The organism is Streptosporangium sp. NPDC005286 (genome assembly GCF_040607515.1).
Classification (GTDB): Bacteria; Actinomycetota; Actinomycetes; order Streptosporangiales; family Streptosporangiaceae; genus Streptosporangium.
Genome location: NZ_JBEXGU010000060.1, coordinates 29518 through 49919, shown reverse-complemented (window position 1 = coordinate 49919; position 20402 = coordinate 29518). Strand labels below are relative to the sequence as shown.

Annotated in this window: 15 protein-coding genes; 7 read left to right on the top strand and 8 right to left on the bottom strand. The window is 70.9% G+C overall.

The annotated features are described in order from the left end of the window. The 3 genes from ABZU75_RS22385 to ABZU75_RS22375 form a co-directional block, all read left to right on the top strand. Positions 1-2460: glycoside hydrolase family 9 protein (locus ABZU75_RS22385; protein WP_355557295.1), on the top strand; the 2460-nt coding region annotated here is incomplete at its 5' end. A gap of 117 nt (positions 2461-2577) precedes the next feature. Then, positions 2578-4140: a cellulase family glycosylhydrolase gene (locus tag ABZU75_RS22380; protein WP_355557292.1), complete on the top strand. Its 1563-nt coding sequence runs from the start codon at positions 2578-2580 to the stop codon at positions 4138-4140. A gap of 200 nt (positions 4141-4340) precedes the next feature. Further along, positions 4341-5981, top strand: a complete 1641-nt coding sequence (locus ABZU75_RS22375) for an endo-1,4-beta-xylanase (RefSeq protein WP_355557289.1) — start codon at positions 4341-4343, stop codon at positions 5979-5981. A 444-nt stretch (positions 5982-6425) separates the two neighbouring features. On the opposite strand, the gene ABZU75_RS22370 is transcribed toward ABZU75_RS22375, so the two are convergent. The 3 genes from ABZU75_RS22370 to ABZU75_RS22360 form a co-directional block, all read right to left on the bottom strand. Further along, the gene (locus tag ABZU75_RS22370) at positions 6426-6749 is read right to left on the bottom strand and encodes a hypothetical protein (RefSeq protein ID WP_355557286.1); all 324 of its coding nucleotides are present in this window, start codon (positions 6747-6749) and stop codon (positions 6426-6428) included. A 341-nt stretch (positions 6750-7090) separates the two neighbouring features. Then, positions 7091-7729, bottom strand: a complete 639-nt coding sequence (locus ABZU75_RS22365) for an SGNH/GDSL hydrolase family protein (RefSeq protein ID WP_355557283.1) — start codon at positions 7727-7729, stop codon at positions 7091-7093. A gap of 250 nt (positions 7730-7979) precedes the next feature. After that, on the bottom strand, positions 7980-9008 hold the full coding sequence (locus tag ABZU75_RS22360) for a neutral zinc metallopeptidase (RefSeq protein WP_355557280.1): 1029 nt from the start codon (positions 9006-9008) through the stop codon (positions 7980-7982). A gap of 134 nt (positions 9009-9142) precedes the next feature. On the opposite strand from ABZU75_RS22360, the gene ABZU75_RS22355 reads away from it, so the two are divergent. Then, the gene (locus ABZU75_RS22355) at positions 9143-10810 is read left to right on the top strand and encodes a DUF2207 domain-containing protein (protein WP_355557277.1); all 1668 of its coding nucleotides are present in this window, start codon (positions 9143-9145) and stop codon (positions 10808-10810) included. Between the two features lie 37 nt (positions 10811-10847). Here ABZU75_RS22355 and ABZU75_RS22350 read toward each other — a convergent pair whose 3' ends face one another. Next, complete coding sequence (locus tag ABZU75_RS22350; RefSeq protein WP_355557275.1) at positions 10848-11789, bottom strand: asparaginase; 942 nt, start codon at positions 11787-11789, stop codon at positions 10848-10850. 58 nt (positions 11790-11847) lie between these two features. On the opposite strand from ABZU75_RS22350, the gene dtd reads away from it, so the two are divergent. After that, entirely contained in the window at positions 11848-12273 is a 426-nt protein-coding gene (gene dtd, locus ABZU75_RS22345) for a D-aminoacyl-tRNA deacylase (protein WP_350911198.1), read from the top strand. 125 nt (positions 12274-12398) lie between these two features. Here the strand turns inward: dtd and ABZU75_RS22340 are convergent, their stop codons facing one another. Beyond that, positions 12399-13382 (bottom strand): glycine cleavage T C-terminal barrel domain-containing protein, encoded by a 984-nt coding sequence (locus tag ABZU75_RS22340; protein ID WP_355557272.1) that lies wholly within the window; start codon positions 13380-13382, stop codon positions 12399-12401. A 284-nt stretch (positions 13383-13666) separates the two neighbouring features. On the opposite strand from ABZU75_RS22340, the gene ABZU75_RS22335 reads away from it, so the two are divergent. Continuing rightward, positions 13667-15502 (top strand): RNA ligase family protein, encoded by a 1836-nt coding sequence (locus ABZU75_RS22335; RefSeq protein ID WP_355557269.1) that lies wholly within the window; start codon positions 13667-13669, stop codon positions 15500-15502. A 2-nt stretch (positions 15503-15504) separates the two neighbouring features. After that, positions 15505-18453 carry a poly(A) polymerase gene (locus ABZU75_RS22330; RefSeq protein WP_355557266.1) on the top strand — a complete coding sequence of 983 codons (2949 nt, stop codon included), beginning with the start codon at positions 15505-15507 and terminating at the stop codon, positions 18451-18453. A 105-nt stretch (positions 18454-18558) separates the two neighbouring features. Here ABZU75_RS22330 and ABZU75_RS22325 read toward each other — a convergent pair whose 3' ends face one another. The 3 genes from ABZU75_RS22325 to ABZU75_RS22315 all read right to left on the bottom strand — a co-directional run bounded on the left by ABZU75_RS22325 (position 18559) and on the right by ABZU75_RS22315 (position 20397). Then, positions 18559-18972 carry a Fur family transcriptional regulator gene (locus ABZU75_RS22325; protein WP_030924489.1) on the bottom strand — a complete coding sequence of 138 codons (414 nt, stop codon included), beginning with the start codon at positions 18970-18972 and terminating at the stop codon, positions 18559-18561. Positions 18973-19063: 91 nt separating this feature from the next. Next, the gene (locus ABZU75_RS22320; protein ID WP_355557262.1) at positions 19064-19450 is read right to left on the bottom strand and encodes a YbaB/EbfC family nucleoid-associated protein; all 387 of its coding nucleotides are present in this window, start codon (positions 19448-19450) and stop codon (positions 19064-19066) included. Between the two features lie 14 nt (positions 19451-19464). Further along, positions 19465-20397, bottom strand: coding sequence for a hypothetical protein (locus ABZU75_RS22315; RefSeq protein ID WP_355557260.1), 933 nt, complete (start codon positions 20395-20397; stop codon positions 19465-19467). Positions 20398-20402: the final 5 nt, after the last annotated feature.

Genomic DNA, 20402 nt, shown 5'->3' with positions numbered 1-20402 from the left:
GGCGCCGCCGCCTGGGCGGCGCCCGCCTTCGCCTACGGCGAGGCGCTGCAGAAGTCCATCTGGTTCTACGAGGCCCAGCAGTCGGGGAAGCTGCCGAGCTGGAACCGCGTCAGCTGGCGCGGCGACTCCGGGCTCACCGACGGCCAGGACGTCGGGCTCGACCTGACAGGCGGCTGGTACGACGCGGGCGACCACGTCAAGTTCGGCCTGCCGATGGCGGCCAGCGCGACGATGCTGGCCTGGGGCGCGGTGGAGTACCGCGACGCGTACGTCTCCTCAGGGCAGCTCACCCACCTGCTGAACAACCTCAAGTTCGTCAACGACTACTTCATCAAGGCCCACCCGTCGGCGAACGTGCTGTACGGGCAGGTCGGCAACGGCGGCAAGGACCACGCCTGGTGGGGTCCCGCCGAGGCTATGCAGATGGAGCGGCCCGCTTACAAGATCGACGCCTCCTGCGGCGGAGCGGACCTGGCCGGGGAGACGGCGGCGGCGATGGCGGCGTCATCCATCGTCTTCCGTCCGACAAATCCGACTTATGCCGACACGCTGGTGACGCACGCCAAGCAGCTCTACACCTTCGCCGACACCGTGCGGAAGAAGTACAGCGACTGCATCACCGACGCGTCGGGCTACTACCAGTCGTGGAGCGGCTACAACGACGAGCTGGTCTGGGGCGCGATCTGGCTGCACCGGGCCACCCAGGACGCCTCCTACCTGGCCAAGGCGGAGTCGTACTACGACAACCTCGGCACCGAGCCGCAGTCCACCACGAAGTCCTACAAGTGGACGATCGCCTGGGACGACAAGTCGTACGGCACCTACGTGCTGCTGAGCAAGCTGACCGGCAAGCAGAAGTACCTCGACGACGCCAACCGCTGGCTCGACTACTGGACCGTCGGGGTCAACGGCCAGCGGGTGAAGTACTCACCGGGCGGCCAGGCGGTGCTCGACCGGTGGGGATCGCTGCGCTACGCGGCCAACACCTCGTTCGCGGCCCTGGTCCACTCGGACTCGATCACCGACGCGACGCGTAAGGCGAGATATCACGACTTCGCGGTCAGGCAGATCAACTACGCACTCGGCGACAACCCGCGCAACTCCTCGTACGTGATCGGGTTCGGCGCGAACCCGCCGAAGAACCCGCACCACCGCACCGCGCACGGCTCGTGGACCGACCAGATGACCAACCCGGTCGAGACCCGCCACACCCTGTACGGCGCCCTCGTCGGCGGCCCGCCCGACCCCGACGACAAGTACACCGACAAGCGCGACGACTACGTGATGAACGAGGTCGCCACCGACTACAACGCCGGCTTTACCAGTGCCCTGGCCCGGCTCTACCGGGAGTACGGCGGAGCCCCCGCCGCGAACTTCCCGGTCGCCGAGACCCCCGACGGGCCGGAGATCTTCACCGAGGCCGGGGTGAACGCCTCGGGCTCGACGTTCACCGAGATCAAGGCCATCGTCAGGAACCAGTCGGCCTGGCCCGCGCGCCCGCTGACCAACGGCTCGTTCCGCTACTACTTCACCCTCGACGGCACCACGACAGCGAACCAGATCACCGTGTCGTCGGCCTACAACCAGTGCAAGGCCCCGACCGGGCCGACCCTGCTGTCCGGTAAGATCTACTACGTCACCATCGACTGCTCCGGCACCTCCATCTCCCCCGCAGGCCAGTCGCAGCACCGGCGCGAGGTGCAGTTCCGCCTCGCGAGCACCGGAACGTGGGACCCGTCCAACGACTGGTCGTACGTGGGCGTCGCCACCACCCCCGGCGCGACCCCGGTCCGGGTGCAGAACATGACGCTCTACTCCGGCACGACGAAGATCTGGGGCACTCCCCCCGGTGACGAGCCGCCGCCGCAGGAGGACCTCGTCGCCCCGTCCCGGCCCGGCAAGCCCGTCGTCTCCGCGATCACCGGGAGCGGCGCCACGCTGACCTGGACCGCGTCGACGGACAATGTGGGCGTCAGCGGCTACGACGTCTACCGGGGCACAACGAAGGTCGCCACCTCCGCGGCCGCCTCGTACACCCTCACCGGCCTGACCCCGGCGACGGCGTACACCGTGTCCGTGGTGGCCAGGGACGCGGCGGGCAACTCCTCCGAGGCGTCCGAGAGCACCGCGTTCACCACGACCCAGGCCCCGGCGGGCGGCTGCACCGCCACCTACACGGTGGGCAACAGCTGGCAGGGCGCCTTCCAGGGCGAGGTCACCGTCAAGAACGAGGGCGCCTCGGCGATCTCCGGCTGGACCGTGACCTGGAAGTTCCCCAACGGCCAGACGATCAGCCAGCTCTGGAACGGCACGCTCACCCAGACCGGGGCGGACGTGTCGGTCAGGAACGTGGCCTGGAACGGCAACCTCGCCCCGAACGCGTCGGCGTCCTTCGGCTTCACCGCGAGCCAGAGCGGCGTCAACGGCATCCCCACTCCGGTGACCTGCACCGCGAGCTGACACACCTTCGTCCCTCCAATGTCCAGGCGCACCGGTCCACTCAGCCGGCGCCCCCCTGCCCCGGCCGGGCGCGACGACCCCTCCGCCCGGCCGGGCACTCCCCAACCGAGGTAGGTCATGCGTTTCAGAAGCCTGGCGCTGCTCGCGGCGCTCCTGCTCTCGTTCTTCGTCTCGATCCCACCCGCCCACGCCGCCGTCGGTCTCCGCGTGAGCGGTACGAAGATCGTTGAGTCGAACGGCAACACGTTCGTCATGCGGGGTACCAGCCACGCGCACACCTGGTACCCGTCCCAGACCGCCTCGTTCGCGGGTATCAAGTCGCTCGGCGCGAACACGGTCCGGGTGGTGCTCAGCGGCGGCCGGTGGACCGCCAACGGCGTCTCCGACGTGGCGAACGTGGTCTCGCTCTGCAAGCAGAACAAGCTCATCTGCGTGCTGGAGAACCACGACACCACCGGGTACGGCGAGCAGAGCGGCGCCTACACCCTCGACCAGGCCGTGGACTACTGGATCAGCGTCAAGAGCGCGATCGTCGGCCAGGAGGACTACGTGGTCCTCAACATCGGCAACGAGCCCTTCGGCAACAACGCGACCACCCCCGGCTGGACCCAGGCCACCTCGTCCGCGATCTCCCGGCTGCGGAGCAACGGCTTCCAGCACCTGATCATGGTCGACGCGCCCAACTGGGGCCAGGACTGGGGCTTCACCATGCGCGACAACGCGGCCACCGTCTTCGCCGCCGACTCGCAGCGCAACACCGTCTTCTCCATCCACATGTACGGCGTGTTCGACACGGCCGCCGAGGTCACCGGCTACATGCAGAGCTTCCAGACCGCCGGGCTGCCCCTGGTCGTCGGCGAGTTCGGCTTCGACCACTCGGACGGCAACCCCGACGAGGACACGATCATGGCCCAGGCCCAGGCCAGGGGCATCGGCTACCTCGGCTGGTCGTGGAGCGGCAACGGCGGCGGCGTCGAGTACCTCGACCAGGTGACCAACTTCAACGCCACCAGCCTCACCAGCTGGGGCCAGCGGCTCTTCAACGGCGCGAACGGCATCGCACAGACCTCCGTCGAGGCCAAGATCTACGGTGGGAGCACCACCCCCGACACCGAGGCGCCGACCAAGCCGGGCACGCCCACCGCCTCCGCGATCACCGGGAGCGGCGCCACGCTGACCTGGACCGCCTCGACGGACAACCGCGCCGTCACCGGCTACGACGTCTACCAGGGCACCACCAAGCTCGGCTCCTCGGCGACGAACTCGATCACCCTGACCGGGCTCAGCGCGCAGACCTCCTACACCGTCCACGTGGTGGCCAGGGACGCGGCCGGGAACACCTCCCCCGCTTCCAACACCACCACCTTCACCACCACCTCGGCCCCGCCGAGCGGCTGCACCTCCACCTACAAGACGGTCAACTCCTGGCAGGGCGGTTTCCAGGGCGAGGTCACCGTCAAGTGCACCGCCGCCGTCACCAGCTGGAAGACCGTTCTCACCTACCCCTCGGGCGTGAACATCACCCAGTCCTGGAGCTCCACCCTGTCCGCCGCTCCCCCGGCCTTCACCTTCACCAACGCCGCCTGGAACGGCTCCATCCCCGCCGGCGGATCCACCACCTTCGGCTTCATCGGCAGCTGGAGCGGAAGCGGCACCCCACCCACCCCCACCATCTCCTAGCCCACCCACAGTCCCCACCCGCACGGAGTTCTCCCGCGCGAGCGACCCTCCCGTACGAGAACCCGGTGCGGCCGGGGCAAGGGGGTACGGCTCACCTGCCGTGCCCCCTCCCCCCGGACTGTTTCCGAAAGTTTCGGTACCTTCTCGCAAATTTTCTAATCACTAGGCCGGACCTTCCCGGCCCTCAGAGAGGACCCCCCATGTCCAGCCTCCGCAAAGCGATCTCGGCAGGGGCGATCGCCCTGCTCCCGCTCGTCACGGCAGCCGTCGCCGTCCTGCCCGCCACCCCGGCCCACGCCTCCGCCTCCCTGCGCGAACACGCCGCCGCGCGCGGCAAGTTCATCGGCGCCGCGGTCGCCACCTCCCCGCTGGCGAACGAGACCTCCTACCGCAACATCGCGGCGACCGAGTTCAACCAGATCACCGCCGAGAACGTCATGAAGTGGGACACCACCGAACCCAGCCAGAACCAGTTCAACTGGACCGGAGCGGACGCCGTCGTCAACTTCGCCACGCAGAACAACCAGCAGGTGCACGGGCACACGCTGGTCTGGCACAGCCAGACGCCGAGCTGGGTGCAGAACCTCGGCGCCACCGACATGCGCTCCGCGATGCAGAACCACATCGCCAAGGTCGCCGGCCGCTACGCCGCCAACCCCACGGTCGTCTCCTGGGACGTCGTGAACGAGGTCTTCGACGACAACGGCAACATGCGCAACTCGTTCTGGTACCAGAAGCTCGGCGACACCTACATCGCCGATGCCTTCCGGGCCGCCCGGGCCGCCGACCCTGACGCCAGGCTCTGCATCAACGACTACAACGTCGAGGGCGTCAACGCCAAGAGCACCGCGATGTACAACCTGGTGCGGACGCTGCGGGCGCAGAACGTGCCGGTCGACTGCGTCGGGTTCCAGGGGCACCTGGCCACCCAGTACGGCTTCCCCGGCCAGGTCCAGCAGAACCTCCAGCGCTTCGCCGACCTCGGCGTCCAGGTCAGGTTCACCGAGATCGACGTCCGGATCCAGATGCCCCGCGACGCGGCCAAGGACGCCCAGCAGGCCACCTACTACCGCGACGTCGTCAACGCCTGCCTGGCGGTGACCCAGTGCGCGGGCATCACGCTCTGGGGCTTCACCGACAAGTACTCCTGGGTCCCCGACACCTTCCCCAGCGAGGGCGCGGCCCTGATCTACGACGCGAACTACGCCAAGAAGCCCGCCTACACGGCGGTGCACGACGCGCTGGCCGGTGGCACCACCACCCCGGACACCGAGGCCCCGACCAGGCCGGGCACTCCGGTCGCCTCGGCCATCACCTCCTCGGGAGCGACCCTCAACTGGACCGCCTCCACCGACAACCGCGCGGTGACCGGCTACGACGTCTACCGGGGAAGCACCAGGCTCGGCTCGTCGGCCACCAACTCCATCACGCTGACCGGCCTCAGCCCGCAGACCGCCTACAGCGTCACCGTCGTCGCCCGTGACGCGGCGGGGAACACCTCGACCGCCTCCGCGGCGGTGACCTTCACCACCCTCGCCGGGCAGCCCGGCGGCCCCTGCACCTCCACCTACAAGACGGTCAACTCCTGGCAGGGCGGTTTCCAGGGCGAGGTCACCGTGAGCTGCCCCTCCGCCGTCACCGGCTGGAAGACCGTTCTCACCTACCCCTCGGGCGTGAACATCACCCAGTCCTGGAGCTCCACCCTGTCCGCCGCTCCCCCGGCCTTCACCTTCACCAACGCCGCCTGGAACGGCTCCATCCCCGCCGGCGGATCCACCACCTTCGGCTTCATCGGCAGCTGGAGCGGAAGCGGCACCCCACCCACCCCCACCATCTCCTAGCGGTACGCGGACCGGCGGTCCACCGTCGGTCTCACGGGCCCCGTGGCCGGTTCACACCGCGTCACGGGGTTTCCCGCCTCAAGATCGATAATGACGCGAAGGAAGCCGGACAGCGCGAGGCGGCGACACCGCGGTTCGAAAACCGCGGCGCCGCCGCCGGTAATCCTGTGAGAAACAACAACTCGCACTGTGTTGAGAGTCAGGATCCCAAAGAGATTCCTCTCGGGTTTCCGTGCCCTCGGTTCGGGGCGGCGTTTCTCTGTGGAAAAACACGGTCCCGGTGAATACCGGATCCCTATCTCTTGGCGACGCTTCCGGAGCCGCACGAAATCACGGATCCGGCCGCGAGTGGCCTCACATCTCGAATGTCTTCGACATCCGGGATGCCCCGGCCCCGCATCGCACCCCGATCAGAGCGCGGCCACGGTTGGACGGCCGGAAGGCCTAGTCCTCATCGTCGAAGCCACGGAAGCCGGAACCACCGCTCCTGTTGCTCAGACGGTTGACGTTGTTGTTGTGGTTGTTGATGATCACCCTGACCCGGCTGTGGCTGCGGTGGCCGCGTCCCCAGCCGCCACAGCCGCCGCCGCCGCGGCAGCCGCAGCCGCGCCCGCAGCCACCGCCCCAGGTCGGGAAGGCCGCGGCGGTGACCGTGGTGGTGGTCGCGCTGGCGCTCGTTGCGGTGGTCGCCGCACCCATACCGACAGCCCCACCGGTCAGCGCTGCACTGATCGCGAGCCCTGCGATAACACTCTTGGACTTGGGCATTGTGTTTCCCCTCGAAAGGTTCAGTTACCCTAATTTCCGGCATTTCCTAGATCGGCCGAAAATCGCCTGAGATGACCAGATATGAGCCATCCCTGATTGTCATAGTTTCCTGCCATGTCTGCCCACAAACAACGATTCAAGGCTTTTACACTATTCTTGTCTAGTTATGGCGGACATTAAACTATTATGAGTCGCTTTGGGATGGAATGTCCTTTATGCACCCCGAGGAGCCGCAATCCACGAGGACCGGGCGAGCCACCGAACCCGCGGCTCCCGGTCCCGCCGCCGTGAACGGACGGACCGCTTTTCGTACCGCCGGCCAGTGCAGCGGGCGGTACGGGTCAGAGGGGACGGGCATCGATGCCGTACTCGTGCAGCCTGGCGACCATCCAGCGGGAGAGGCGCAGATGGCCCACGAGGGTGGGATGGACGCCGTCGGGCAGCACCGCCCCTCTGCCCCACCCCCGGCCGTGTGGGCCGAGCGGTTCGAACGGGTCGAGGAAGGGCACCTCCAGCCGGTCGGCCGCGGTCGAGACGGCCTCCCTCACCCGGTAGGCCCATCGGGGAGCCCTCGTCATCCAGATCGGGCCGACCAGCACGATCCTGGTGTGCGGCCACTGCCGCCTGACCAGCTCCAGCAGGCGGACCGCCGCTCCCTCGATCCTGGCGGCCCCGATCCGGCGGTCGTTACGCCCGCCGGAGATGATCAGCAGGTCGGGCTCCGGACGCCAGGAGAGCTCCTTGACGAAGGACTGCTGGAAGGTCCGGCCCACCCTGCCCGGGTTGACGAAGCCCGTTCCCGCGGCGCCCGCGGTGATCAGCTGCCAGCCCAGCTGCCGGGCGACATGTGCCGCGTAGCCGTCCCATCCCTGTACCGGCCCCGACCCGACCGTGAAACTGTCACCGATGATCATGACGAGTGGCGCCTGGCTCGGGGGTGACGGGGTGGCCGAGGCGGGGAGTTCGGCACCCAGCGTCACCGGTACGACCGTGCCGCCCTCAGGGACACATCCCGAAATAAGACAGGAAATCGCTACAACAAGCGCGACCGCGAACGCCCACGGTCGTCTACGTGCGGGCGTGCGCATGCCACCTCGGGGGACGTCGGACTGCCGACTGATTGTAGATGTCCGCCGGTAGCCGGACTCGGAAAGCGGAGAAGCCGGACCCGGTGGCATCACGGGGCCCGGAAGCCTTTCCGAGCGGCCTGCCCGTTCGGCGGGAGCGGGGTCAGCTGACCTGGGAGGGAGGGACGACCCAGGTGTTGCAGTAGGCGATCCGGGCGTACTTCCAGCCCTGGTGGAGCCAGGCGGCGTAGTGCTCGCCGTTGCCGTGGTCGCGCCGGGGGTTGCCGTTCCGGTCGTCGCCGCGCCCGTAGTCCGTCCGCAGCACCTGCTGCCAGCGGGCGCCGGTGATACCCAGCGGGACCCGCACGGTTCGGGCGAAGGCCCCGGCGAGACACTGCGCCTGAAGCTCGTGGCGACGGGAGTGCGCGTCCTGCGCCTCGCGGGACCTGGTGGAGACCTCCCACCACCAGGCCCCGCCGATGCCCGCCATGGACTGCACGTGGTGGGCGTACTCATGGGCGAGCACGGTCAGGTAGGGCACATGGTTCTGGGCGGGGTCGACCTGGCCGCTCTGCTGGATCACATGACTCAGGCCGATGTACATGCCCCGGTTGGCCGGGCAGTAGTAGGCGGAGGCGTCGGGGTTGGGATAGACCCCGCAGGGCCCGCGTCCCGCACGGGACCAGTAGACCTTGCTCGGCAGCAGGAAGACCGCTCCGGCCTGGGAGAACTTCGCGCTCCACGCCCGGTCCAGACAGCCGGTGACGGCGTTGAGGTAGGCGAGCATGTCGCCGGGGTCGGTCGAGGGCCGAGGAGCGCGGCAGGAGGTGGGGCGCATCAGGCCGGTGCCGTACAGCGGGTTGCGCTTGAGCCGGGCCGCGGTGTCGGAACGGCGCATGTAGCGGAGGTCGACGGCCATGCTCCGCTCCACGGCGGCCGGCACGATCTCGGTGTCCCCCAGCGAGCCGAGGTTCAGCTTCCGCGGCGGGGTGAAGGCCGGCGGAGTGATCTCGACCTCGCCGGTCTGCGTGGGGACGGCCTTCCCGGTCGCCACCGGGGCCGTCCCGGGACCGGCCGGACTCTCGGCCTCCTCGCCACCGGCCAGGCCGGCGATCACCACGACCCCGGCGAACGCCAGGGCGAGAATACCCAGAACGCCAAAGGCCAGCGGGTTCGACCTTCGTGGGCGCATGCGACCGCCTCTCCAAAGAGTGGATCTTCGGGCGGCAATCTAGCGGATACACACACATATGGGTTTACGGGCGTGAAGAAATGGATATGGGGCCGATCATCACGGCTCGGTGCTTCTCGATAGGCTCCCGACCCATGGCGGCATCTTTCTCGCACCGAGCAGCCGGAAGCCTGGCCGCGACGGCCATCCTCGCGTCGCTGGTCAGCGCCTCCCCTGCCCTCGCGACCGTTTCCGCGTCCCCCCAGGCCCCCCAGGACGGCAAGGTGACGAGCACGACGGTCCAGATGGAGCTCCGGCAGGACGGGGTGCTTCATGTCAAGGAAGAGGTCATCTTCGAGGGCGACGCACCGTCGCGCGACCTCGTCGACCGGACCCGCTACGACAATCGCAGCGACCGGCTCTACCAGGTCACCGATCTGAAGGGCGACGCCACTCTGACCGGCGGCACCATCACCCTGAAGGGCACGGGCAGCGCCGTCCTGGAGTACGACGTCAGGGGCACCATCACTCCGCTCACCGACGCCCAGGAACTGCGCTGGTACGCCGTGGGCGGCTGGTCCGTCCCGGTCGAGCAGGCCAGGGTCACCGTGAGCGGCCCGGCCGCGCTGCAGCACCTGTCGTGCTTCGCCGGCCCCCTGACCTCGGCGATCGCCTGTACCGAGGCATCCATGGGCCACACGGGCGTCGCCGCCGAGTTCGGGCAGCAGGGCCTGGGCGCCGGCGAGGTGCTCACCGTGGTCATCGGCTACCCCGCCGCCGCCACCAAGGGCGCGCCGATCCTGGCGCGCCGCTTCGAGCTGTCCAACGCCTTCACCCTCAACACCGTGACCGGCGGCGCGCTGGCCGCCCTGCTTCTTCTGATGCTCGGTGGCCTCGCCCTCCTCTACTGGACGCGAGGCCGGGACGCCCGCGTGGTCGGCCACGAGTCGGGCTCGCTCAGCGGCGTCGAGAACGGCCACTTCGCCCCGCCGGACGGCGTCCGCCCCGGTCAGATCGGCACCCTCATGGACGAGCAGGCCGACGTGATCGACGTGACCGCCACGATCGTCGACCTGGCCGTCCGGGGCTACCTCAGGATCGACGAGCAGCCCCGGCAGACGTACGAGACACCCGACTGGAGGCTCGTACGGCTGCCCGCCGCCCAGGTCTCCTCGCTGATGGCCTACGAGCTGGAGCTCTACGACGCCATCTTCGACGGCCGCGACACGGTGCTGCTCTCGGAACTCCGGGGATCGTTCGGCGCCAAGCTCGGCAAGGTCCGCGAGGCGCTCTACCGCGACGTGGTCAAGCAGGGCTGGTTCGCCCGCCGCCCCGACACCGTCCGCACCCGCTGGACGACCCTCGGCGTGCTCCTCACCGTGCTCGGCGTCCTCACCACCTTCGCGCTGGCCTGGCTCACCACGTACGGACTGCTCGGCCTGGCCCTGATCATCGCCGGTGCCGCCCTGGCGGTGGGCGGCCAGTACATGCCGGCCAAGACCGCCAAGGGTGCGGGAGCGCTCGCCCACACCCTGGGGTTCAAGGAGTACCTGTCCGGCGGTGACATCACCGATGACGTGCCGACGGCCCAGCGGGTGGAGCTGTTCTCCCGCTACCTGCCCTACGCCGTGATCTTCGACAGCGTCGACCGCTGGGCCCGCGTGGTCTCCTCGGTCACCGGCAACGGTCAGCAGGCCGACAACCTGTACTGGTACCACGGCCCGGCCGAGTGGGACCTGTCCAGGTTCGCCGACTCGATGCGGACCTTCACCATGACCACCTCCGGCGCGATCTCCACCACCCGCCAGTTCCGCTCCCTTTGACCTCGTCGGCGGGGCACCGGGAGACCTGTGCTGATCACTACCGCACGCGGATCTCCCCCACCGGACGCCCGCCGCCGAGCAGCACCCCGGTGGCCAGCTCGTCGAGCTCGGGGCCCTCGAAGCCGAGCGCCCGCAGGGCCGCGACGGTGACCGGAACCCGGGCGCGCTGGCCACCATCCTCGATCTTGACGGTCCCCGAACGCCCGTCGCCGAAGGCGAAGGCGTCGAACGCCTCCGCACCGATCTTGACCATCAGCCCGGGGATCGCCCGCATCAGCCGAGCCTCGGGGCGGGTGGTGCCCGACGTCCATTCGGGGTGGGCCCGGAAGGCATCCGCGATCCGGCGCTCCGGAGTGCCCGGCTCGGCCAGGACCAGTGCGCGGAACGCCCGGGTCACGCCCAGCATCGAGATGAAGAACAGCGGGGCGCCGCAGCCGTCCACCCCGCCGGCCGCGACACGCTCGCCGGTCAGCTCCTCGACCGTGGCGCGGATCGCCCGCTGCAGCGGATGGGTCTGGTCGAGGTAGGTCTCCACCGGCCAGTCATTGACCACGCAGGTGGCGAGCATCGCCGCGTGCTTGCCCGAGCAGTTCATGTAGACCCTGGCCCGGCCCCCTCCGGAGCGCAGCACCTCCTCCCGGGAGGCGGCGTGCTCGGGCAGGTCCTCCGGGCAGCCCAGCGCGCTCTCGGCCAGCCCGGCCCCGGCCAGGATCTCGCGTACCCCGTCCACGTGGAACGGCTCACCCGCGTGGCTCGCGCACGCCAGCGCGAGCAACTCCCCCTCCAGGAGGAGCCCGGCGCGGACCATGGCGAGCGCCTGTAGGGGCTTCATCGACGAGCGCGGCGAGGCCGGCGCGTCCACCGCCCCGTGCACCCTCACCAGGGAGCCGTCGGCGGCGACGGCGAGCATCCGCGCCCGATGGGTGGACTCCACGAACCCCGAACGGACGACCTCGACGAACAATGACTCAGCAGACACCTTTGTCTCCTTTCGCCCAGAGTCTAGGGAGGTCGGGAGGCACGGGATGATGGGAGGCATGCGTGCGGTCGTGCAGCGGGTGAGTTCCGCGTCAGTGGTGGTGGACGGCGTGACGGTCGGGGCGATCGACGAACCGGGACTGCTGGTCCTGGTCGGCGTGACCCATACCGACACCCCCGAGCAGGCGGCCAGGCTCGCCGCCAAGCTCTGGGGCCTGCGGATCCTCTCCGGCGAGAAGTCCTGCTCCGACATCGGCGCGCCCCTGCTGGTGGTCAGCCAGTTCACCCTGTACGGCGACACCCGCAAGGGGCGCCGCCCCACCTGGCAGGCCGCCGCGCCGGGTCCGGTCGCCGAACCGCTGGTCGAGACGGTCTGCGCCGAACTGCGCGGGCTGGGCGCCCACGTGGAGACGGGGGTCTTCGGCGCCGACATGAAGGTCGGGTTGACCAACGACGGCCCGATCACCCTGATCCTGGACGTCTGAGCCCCGGGACCGGGACTTTCCCGGTAAGCCGATCTCTCCGGGGCTCGGTGCCCCGAAGAGATCGCCCGAGAGGTGACCCGGAGAGGTGGCCCGACCACGCCGCCCCCGGGCCGGAAGCGGTGCCGTCAGCGGATGCGGCGGCGCAGGGCGGGGTCGATCTGGACGTTGCGCCCGGCGTCCGGCGGCACGATGACCTCCTGGGACGCGGCCACCCCGCCGGCCTCCAGCGTGGCGTCCACCGGCACCGTCCGCTTGACCACGGCCAGCGCGATCGGGCCCAGCTCGTGGTGGCGCGCGGCGCTGCCGACGGAGCCGACCTCCGCGCCGTCGTACGTCACGGGGGCACCGTGCTTCGGCAGGGTGTCGACGCTGCCGTCCAGGTGCAGGAAGACCAGGCGGCGCGGGGGGTGGCCCAGGTTGTGGACGCGGGCCACGGTCTCCTGGCCCTTGTAACAGCCCTTGCTGAGGTGCAGGGCCGTGCCGATCCAGCCCACCTCGTGCGGGATCGTCTTGTGGTCGGTGTCGAAACCCAGCCGGGGGCGGTGCTCCTCGATCCGCAACGCCTCGTACGCCCAGAGCCCGGCGAGCCTCAGCCCGAGCCCCGCCGCCAGCTCCTCGCGGGGGAGCAGGATGTCGCGCCCCACGGCGACGGCCCCCGCCGGCAGGTCGGGCCGCGCCGGTCCGGCCACGGAGACCACGGCGTAGCGATCCGTCACGTCGGTGACCTCGACCCTCAGCATGAACCGCATCTTGTCGAGGAACGCGGCCAGCTCCGCGCCGGTGCCCGGCTCGACATGCGCCCAGACGGCCGCACCGTCATCGACGAGGACGAGGTGGTGCTCCACCCTGCCCTGGGCGTCCAGCAGCAGTGTCTCGGTGGGCCGACCAGGTTCAAGGTCGTCGAGTTTCTGCGAGCTGAGGCTGTTGAGCCAGCTCAGACGGTCGGGCCCGGAGATCCGGATGACCTCGCGGTTGCTCCGGTCGACCATCGCCTCTCCGGCGAGCAGCGCGCGCTGCTCGGCGAACGGGTCACCGTAGTGTCCGGCGACATCGGCGTCGGGGGTGTCGGCCGCGACCGCGCCGGGAGTGTCCAGCAGAGGGCTTCGCATGTACACAGCCTACGAGGCCGCACCAGGCAGGGCGGCGGCGGCTCCGCCACGCTCCCGGGGCGGGTTCCGGAGGCGCCCGCGGAATTCGGGGGCGCCCGCGGATCGCGGCGGCTCAGGGGCGGAGCGCCTCCGGAGGATCAACGGGTGCGCGAGTCCCCCGGCGGTGAGGCCGACCCGCGCCGGTCGTCACGATCCGGGCGCGGGCCACGCCTTTATCCTGTGGATCCGCCCCTCCCTCTCCCCCTACAGTCGCCGGAGCGCGACGTCGTCATCGGGAGCGGATCATGCGAGTGCACTACCCCCGCACCCCTCACCTGCCCTGGTCTCCCGGGGCCACCTCGGACGACGTACGCGCCGACGGCCTGTCGGGGCTGGCCGGCCGGGAGGTCGTCGTCACCGAGAAGCTCGACGGGGAGAACACCACCGTGTACCCCGACGGGGTGCACGCCCGCTCGCTGGATTCGGCGCACCATCCGTCCCGCGCGTGGGTCAAGGCCCTGCACGGCAGGATCGCCCGGTTCCTCCCACCGGGCCGGCGGGTATGCGGCGAGAACCTCTACGCCCGGCACTCGATCGAGTACCGGGACCTGGAGAGCTGGTTCTATGCCTTCTCCATCTGGGACGGTGACCACTGCCTCGACTGGGACAGGACGGTGCGCCTGACCCGGCGGCTGGGGGTCCCGGTTCCGCCGGTGCTGTGGCGCGGCACCTTCGACGAGCGGGCGCTGCGGGCCCTGCGCCTGGACACGACGCGGCGGGAAGGGTACGTCGTACGAACGGCCGCCGGATTCCACCGGGAGGAATTCGCCCACCACATCGCCAAATGGGTGCGTCCACGGCATGTCCGGACGACCGAGCACTGGATGCTCGCGCCCGTCGTCGAGAACGGCCTGGGGCCGGCCGCCGCGCTGTGGGAGGTGCGTTCGGGAGCCGATCCGGACCTGCCGGCGCTCATCGCGGCGACGGGGATGACGGCCGGTGACCTGACGGGGCCGGGGGCAGGCTCCCCGGAAGCGGCGCGACGGCCGACCACGGCGACCGGTGACCCGGCGGGACCGGCGATCCCGGCCGCCGCCGCCGAGCGCGTCGAGGCGGCCGTGGCCGACGTCTCCGCCAGGCTCGACCTGCTCGGCCGGACTGGGGACGCCCGGCTGGCGGGCGTCCTGGCCACCCTGTTCCACGGCACCCGCCGGGCCTGGCTGGCGTCCGCCCTGGTGGCTCCCCTCGGCATGCCCCTGGCCCGGCGGGTCGCCGACCTGGCCGAGCTGAGCACCCGCCTGCACCGCCCCTTCCCCGACGAGGAGCGCAGGACCGGTCTGGTACGGCTGACGGCCGCGGCCGATCTGGGAGTCCTGCACGCGGTCGCCGCCGCGGCCCTGACCGGGCGCGCCGACGGTGACGCCGCCGACGCGCGCGAGCAGGTCGGCTGGTCCGAGCTGCACGCCGACGAGGCCGGGCTGCTCGGCGAGGCGCCGCTGGAGCCGCTGCGCCTGGGCCTGCGCCAGGCGCTCGACGGATGTGATCCCGACGTGGCGGACCGGTGCTGGGCCGAGACGCGGGAGTCCTACGCGCTGGGCCGGATCGCCACGGCCGAGGGCGGCCTGGCGGTGAGCGAGCGCTGGCGGTCCGGCCGGTTTCCCCGGCTCGTCGTCATGGTCGGCCCGTCGAGCAGCGGGAAGAGCACGTTCGCCCGCGGTCTCCCGGACGCCGGGGCCGTCGTCGCGCTCGACGACCTGCGCCAGGCCCGGGGGTCCCGGTCCGACCAGCGGGCCAACCCGGCGATCCTCCGCGAGGGCCTGCACCGGCTCGACACGCTCCTGGCCGGCGGCGGAACCGTGGTGTGGGACGCCACGGCCCTGAACCGGCACCAGCGCTCCCTGGTGCACACCGTGGCCCGCGGGCGCGACGCGCTGACGACGCAGGCGGTCATGCTGGTCCCCGGCGACGTGCTGGCCCGGCGTAACGTGGGCCGTGCGCACCCGGTGCCGCCGGAGGTGCTCTCCGCCCAGCTTCGCCGCTTCTCCCCGCCCTATCCGGGAGAGGCGCACCGCACGTGGTACATCGGGCCGGAGGGGAACGTCCTCGACGTCGCCGGAGCCCTCGACAGCGATGAGGAATGATCATGCGGACGAGTGAGGAGATCTTCCACCGGATCCGCTGGGATCCGCGGTTCGACCCGGCGCGGTTCGTCCTGGGCATCAACGTGCGCGGGGCCTCGCCCAAGCGTGTGCCACTGCCCGCGTTCGTACCGGGAGGCGACATCCCCTGGCACCGGATCCTGTTCGTCGAGGCCGACGGCGAGACGGTCTGGGACCGGTCGGCGGGCCTGGACCGCATCGACTCGTCGCAGGCCGGCCGGGTACGGGATCCGCGCAGGCTCCGGGCACCGTTCTTCGCGGCCAGGACGCCGTTCGCGTGGGATCCGGTCGCGGGCTGGCGTCCCGCGCCCCCCGTACCGGCCGGGGCCGCGTCCACGACGGCACACCTGCGCGTGCTGACCTGGAACACCCTGTGGGACCGCTACGACAGCGACCGGCTGGACACCGCGCGGCGCCGGCTGCTGCTGCTGGAGGAGCTGGAGCGGGCCGACGCGGACGTCATCGCGCTGCAGGAGGTCGAGGCCGAGCTGCTCGGCATGCTGCTGCGGACCCCGTGGATCCGCTCCGGTTACACGCTGAGCACCGACCCGGCCGGCCGGGACGTCGACGACGCCGGGCTCCTCCTGCTGACCCGCCTGCCCGTTCGAGAGGCGGGCCTGCACGTCCTCGGCCCGCACAAGGCCGTCGCGGCCGTCACGGTGGAGTCCGCCGCCGGGCCGGTCGTGGTGGCCGCCACGCATCTGACCAGCGACCACACCGACAACGGCCCCGCCCGGCGCGAGGCCGAGCTCGCCCGGCTCGCCGAGGTGCTGCTCGGCGTGGACGGGGATGTGATCCTTCTGGGCGATCTCAACGACGGCGGGAGCCGGCCCGCCGAGGTGCTGGGCCTGCGAGACGCCTGGACCGAGGCCCACGGCCCCGATGACGCGACCGCCACCTTCGATCCGCGGGTCAATCCGCTGGCGGCCCTCTCCTCGCTCTCCGGCCGCGCCTCCCGGCTCGACCGGGTCCTGCTGCGCGGCCACGACCTGCGCGTCACGACCGCGGCCGTACGGGGTGACGTTCCGGCGCCGGACGGCCTGTTCGTGTCGGACCACTACGCCGTCGCCGCCGACGTCGCCATCGGCGGCAGCGGGCACGGCGTCTCCGGCGTCCTCGACGCGCGCCCGACGGCACGGACCGCGCTGGTCTGGATCCCACCGCGGGAGCTCTGGCCCGCGATCCAGGAGATCCGCCGGGAGCACGACCCGCAGATCCGCAGGTGGCCACCGCACGTCACGGTGATGTTCGGTTTCGTACCGGAGTCCGACTTCGAGGTGGCGGCCCCCCTGCTGGCCGCCGCCGCGGCCGCGATCCCCCCGTTCACCGCCCGGTTGGAGGGCGTGCACGCCTTCTCCCATCGGGACGGCTCCACGGTCTGGCTCGACCCGGCCGCGGGCGGAGCCGAACCGTGGGCCGCGCTGCGCGGCGCGCTGGAGCGCGGGTTCCCCCGCTGCCGGGGCCGCTCCGCGGGCTACACCCCGCACCTGACCCTGGGAAGGGTCCGGGATCCCGGACGGCTCGTCGCCGACTGCGCGGCGCGGCTGGGCGGCGGGTCGGTGCGGGTCGGCGAGCTGGTCCTGCTGTCACGCCGGGGTGAGGAGCCCATGCGGCCCCGGGCGACCGTCGCTCTCGGAACGGGCGAGGTGCGCTGGCTCGACCACGGAACACGCGCGCCCGACGGCCCACCGGAGCCGGCGCGCACCCCCGGGGACGCCCCGGGGTCGGGAAAGGACGGCGCCCGCGCGAAGGACGGCTCCGAGGCGCGGGAACGTCACGGCGCCGCCGTGGCACGGGAGGTCGTGGCGCGGCTGCGGGTCTCGCTGGCCGAGGGGGTCGTTCACGTCACCGGGTCGCGACGCCTGGGCTGCGCCCTGGCCGACGCGGACCTGGACCTGGTGGTGGCGCTGCCCACGGCGGTCGCCCCCGCGGACGTCGAGGCGCGGGTGCGGGCGGCACTGCCGGAGGCGATCGGGCTGCGGAGTGTGATCGGCGCCAGGGTGCCCGGCCTCCGGTTGCGGATCGACGGTCTGGACGTCGATCTGGCCGTCGTGGCGGTCACGGGCGTCACCCCCGCCGAGGCGGTGTCGCGCCGTACGGAGCTGGACGAGGCCTCGGCGATCGCATTGAGCGCGGTCAGCGACGCCGACGCCGTGCTCGCCGCGGTCGGCGCGAACCGCGCCGCCTTCGCCGGGCTGGCCCGGGAGGTGAAGGCATGGGCGAGGGCGCGCGGGCTGGACTCGGCCCCGTTCGGCGGGTTGCCGGGCCTGGCCTGGACCATCCTCGCGGCGCGGACGGTGTGCGAATCCGGGGATCTTCCTCCCGGCGACCTGCTCCGGCACTTCTTCGGTACCTGGGCCGCATGGGACTGGCGCCGGCCGATCGGCCTGTGGCCGGAGGCACCGGACGGGCCGCCGGACGGGCCCCCGGACGGAGGGTCCGGCGCGGCCGTGTCGGTCACGACCCCCACGGCCCCCGTCCGCCTGTGCAGTGAACAGGTCGGCCCCGGCGGGCGGGATCTGCTGGCACAGGAGCTCTACACCGCCTGGGAGATCGTGGAGGAGGCGGCGCGGACCGGCCGGAGCCCCCGGGAGGAGTTGCTGTCGGCGCCGCCGTCGCACCGGCGGCACGCCGCATGGGCGGTGGTGACCGTGCGGGACGAGCGGGCCGAGAGGTTCGCCGTGACGCTGGGCCGCGTCCGGGGCCGGGTGCGTGCGCTGCTCACCTCCCTGGAACGCGCGGGGGCACGGGACGCGCACGCCTGGCCCAGGCCGTTCGAGACCGGGCCGGGAATGGCCCGGTTCGCGATAGGGCTCGGCCGCACGCCGCCGGACACGGCCTCGCTGGCCGAGACGGCCGGTCCGTGGGCGGCGGGCCTGCGCGGAGTCGGCGTCGAGTGGGTGGAGGGCGGCGAGGTGCCGACGCTCCACTGATCACGCCTCGATCCGGGTTCCCCGCGGCCGGGTGTGCCTCCGCCGCGGCACCGGCGCGGTCCCCGGCCGGCCGCGTCCGCGAAGGTGGCGGCCGGGTTCCCGCCGCTAGCGGCAGTTCCGGCAGCGGCCGAAGACCGTCAGGTGGTGCACGTCGGTGACGAACCCGAGCTTCTGGTCGAGGTTGTCGACGAAGCTCTCCACCAGATCCGGACTGACCTCGCTGATCTCCCCGCAGCCGCGGCAGACCAGATGCACGTGATCGGCCTCGGAGGTCAGGTGGTAGGTGGGGGCACCGTGCCCGAGATGGGAGTGGGTGACCATGCCGAGCTCCTCAAGGAGCTCAAGGGTCCGGTAGACGGTCGAGATGTTCACCCCGCGAGCGGTCTCCCGCACCCGGTTGCAGATCTCCTCCGGGGTGGCGTGCTCGCAGGCCTTGACCGCCTCAAGCACCAGCTGGCGTTGCGGAGTGACCCGGTAACCACGGGCCCGCAGTTCCTCATGCCACGACGTCTCGGTCATGTCCAGAGTCTAGGAGCAGTCGTCATGTCGGTGAACGCCCTCCGCCACGGAACACGTACGCCGGACAGCCCCGAAGGCCGGGCCTGAGGAGCTAGTCCAGGTCCTGGAGCCGTCGCGCGACCTTCTCCGCCCGTTCCGTCATCGACCGGTCAAAGGACTCCCGCAGCCCTCGCAGCCCATCCCAGAACTGTGTGCGATCGGTGAGATTCTCCGGTATCGGCGAGCCGAGTACTCCACCGACCAGCTCCCGCGTCTTGCGCTCCCCGTCCGCCTGCGCCCGCTGTACGGCCAGGCAGAGCTCTTCCGCCAGCTTCTGGCTGTCCATACGCATGACGCGCGGATTCAAAGTGAGCGTCATGAGACGGCCCGCCGAGTCGGTGACGGCTTGGATCATCTCGTCGGCGGCCTCGCCCTTGCCGGTGAGATCACTCAGACCGTCCTCCATCACGCGCAGGATCGCGTCGTTCGGGTGGTTCACAGCGTGCTCCTTCGTTACCTAAATTTCCATCCAGGCGGGAAGATGACCGCGCGCAGGCCGTGCCCGGTGATTTTGAACGCCCATTCATCGTTCGTGGTCATGCCCTCCTTCTCGTCGTCCAACAGGTTGTAGGTGGGGGTGTAGGCGAGACCCGAGCCGACGAGGCGCGCGCCCAGTTCGATGCCGCGAGTGGTCGGCGCCCTGCCGAGGGGTGCCTTGGCCGCCTCGTAGCCGAGGTTGAACGCACTGTTCGCGGTGAAGATCTTGCCGAATTCGGCCGCGTTCTCCTTCAGCGAGCCCATCGGCCGGCCATTGTCGAGCTGGGCGATCTTGGTCATCCCCAGTGACCCCGCGGCGTAGGCCGCGCCGTCCAGTGCCAGGTAGAGGAGCATCGTCGTGGCGTACTTCGGCACGGTCATCTCCAGGATCCTCGCCACGTTCATGGCGAAGGCGGTCTGGAGGCCCCTCGCCGCCGCGGCCAGCGCCGCGATCCGCGCGGCGGCGAACCCGTAGAGGGCGGTCGACATCGGCTGGTACACCACGAGCCACACGAGTTGCAGGATCATGTCCTCGTACATGGCGAAGCCTTTTTTGACCTCCTCGACCTGTTCCGCGTACGCCTCGCATCCGATGGCCACGATGCGGCAGTCCTTGGCGAGCTGTGGCACGTAGACGGACACGGCGTCCTGATAGACGCGGCGGAACGCCTCGATGCTCTGACCCTCGTTGCCCTGGCCTTCGTTCCCCGAGTTCTTCCACACCGAGGCGGCCAGCGCGTCGGCCTGATCCGCGATGCCGTCCTTCCCGCTTCCGCCGTCGATCTCGTCGGCCAGCCGGAAGAATATCTTCGCGATCTCCCGCAGCTTGTCGGGGGGGATCTCGGGAGCCGTGACGCCGGCGTAGATCTTCAGCGCCGCCATGGAGCCCAGCCCGGTGAGGCCGACCATGGTAA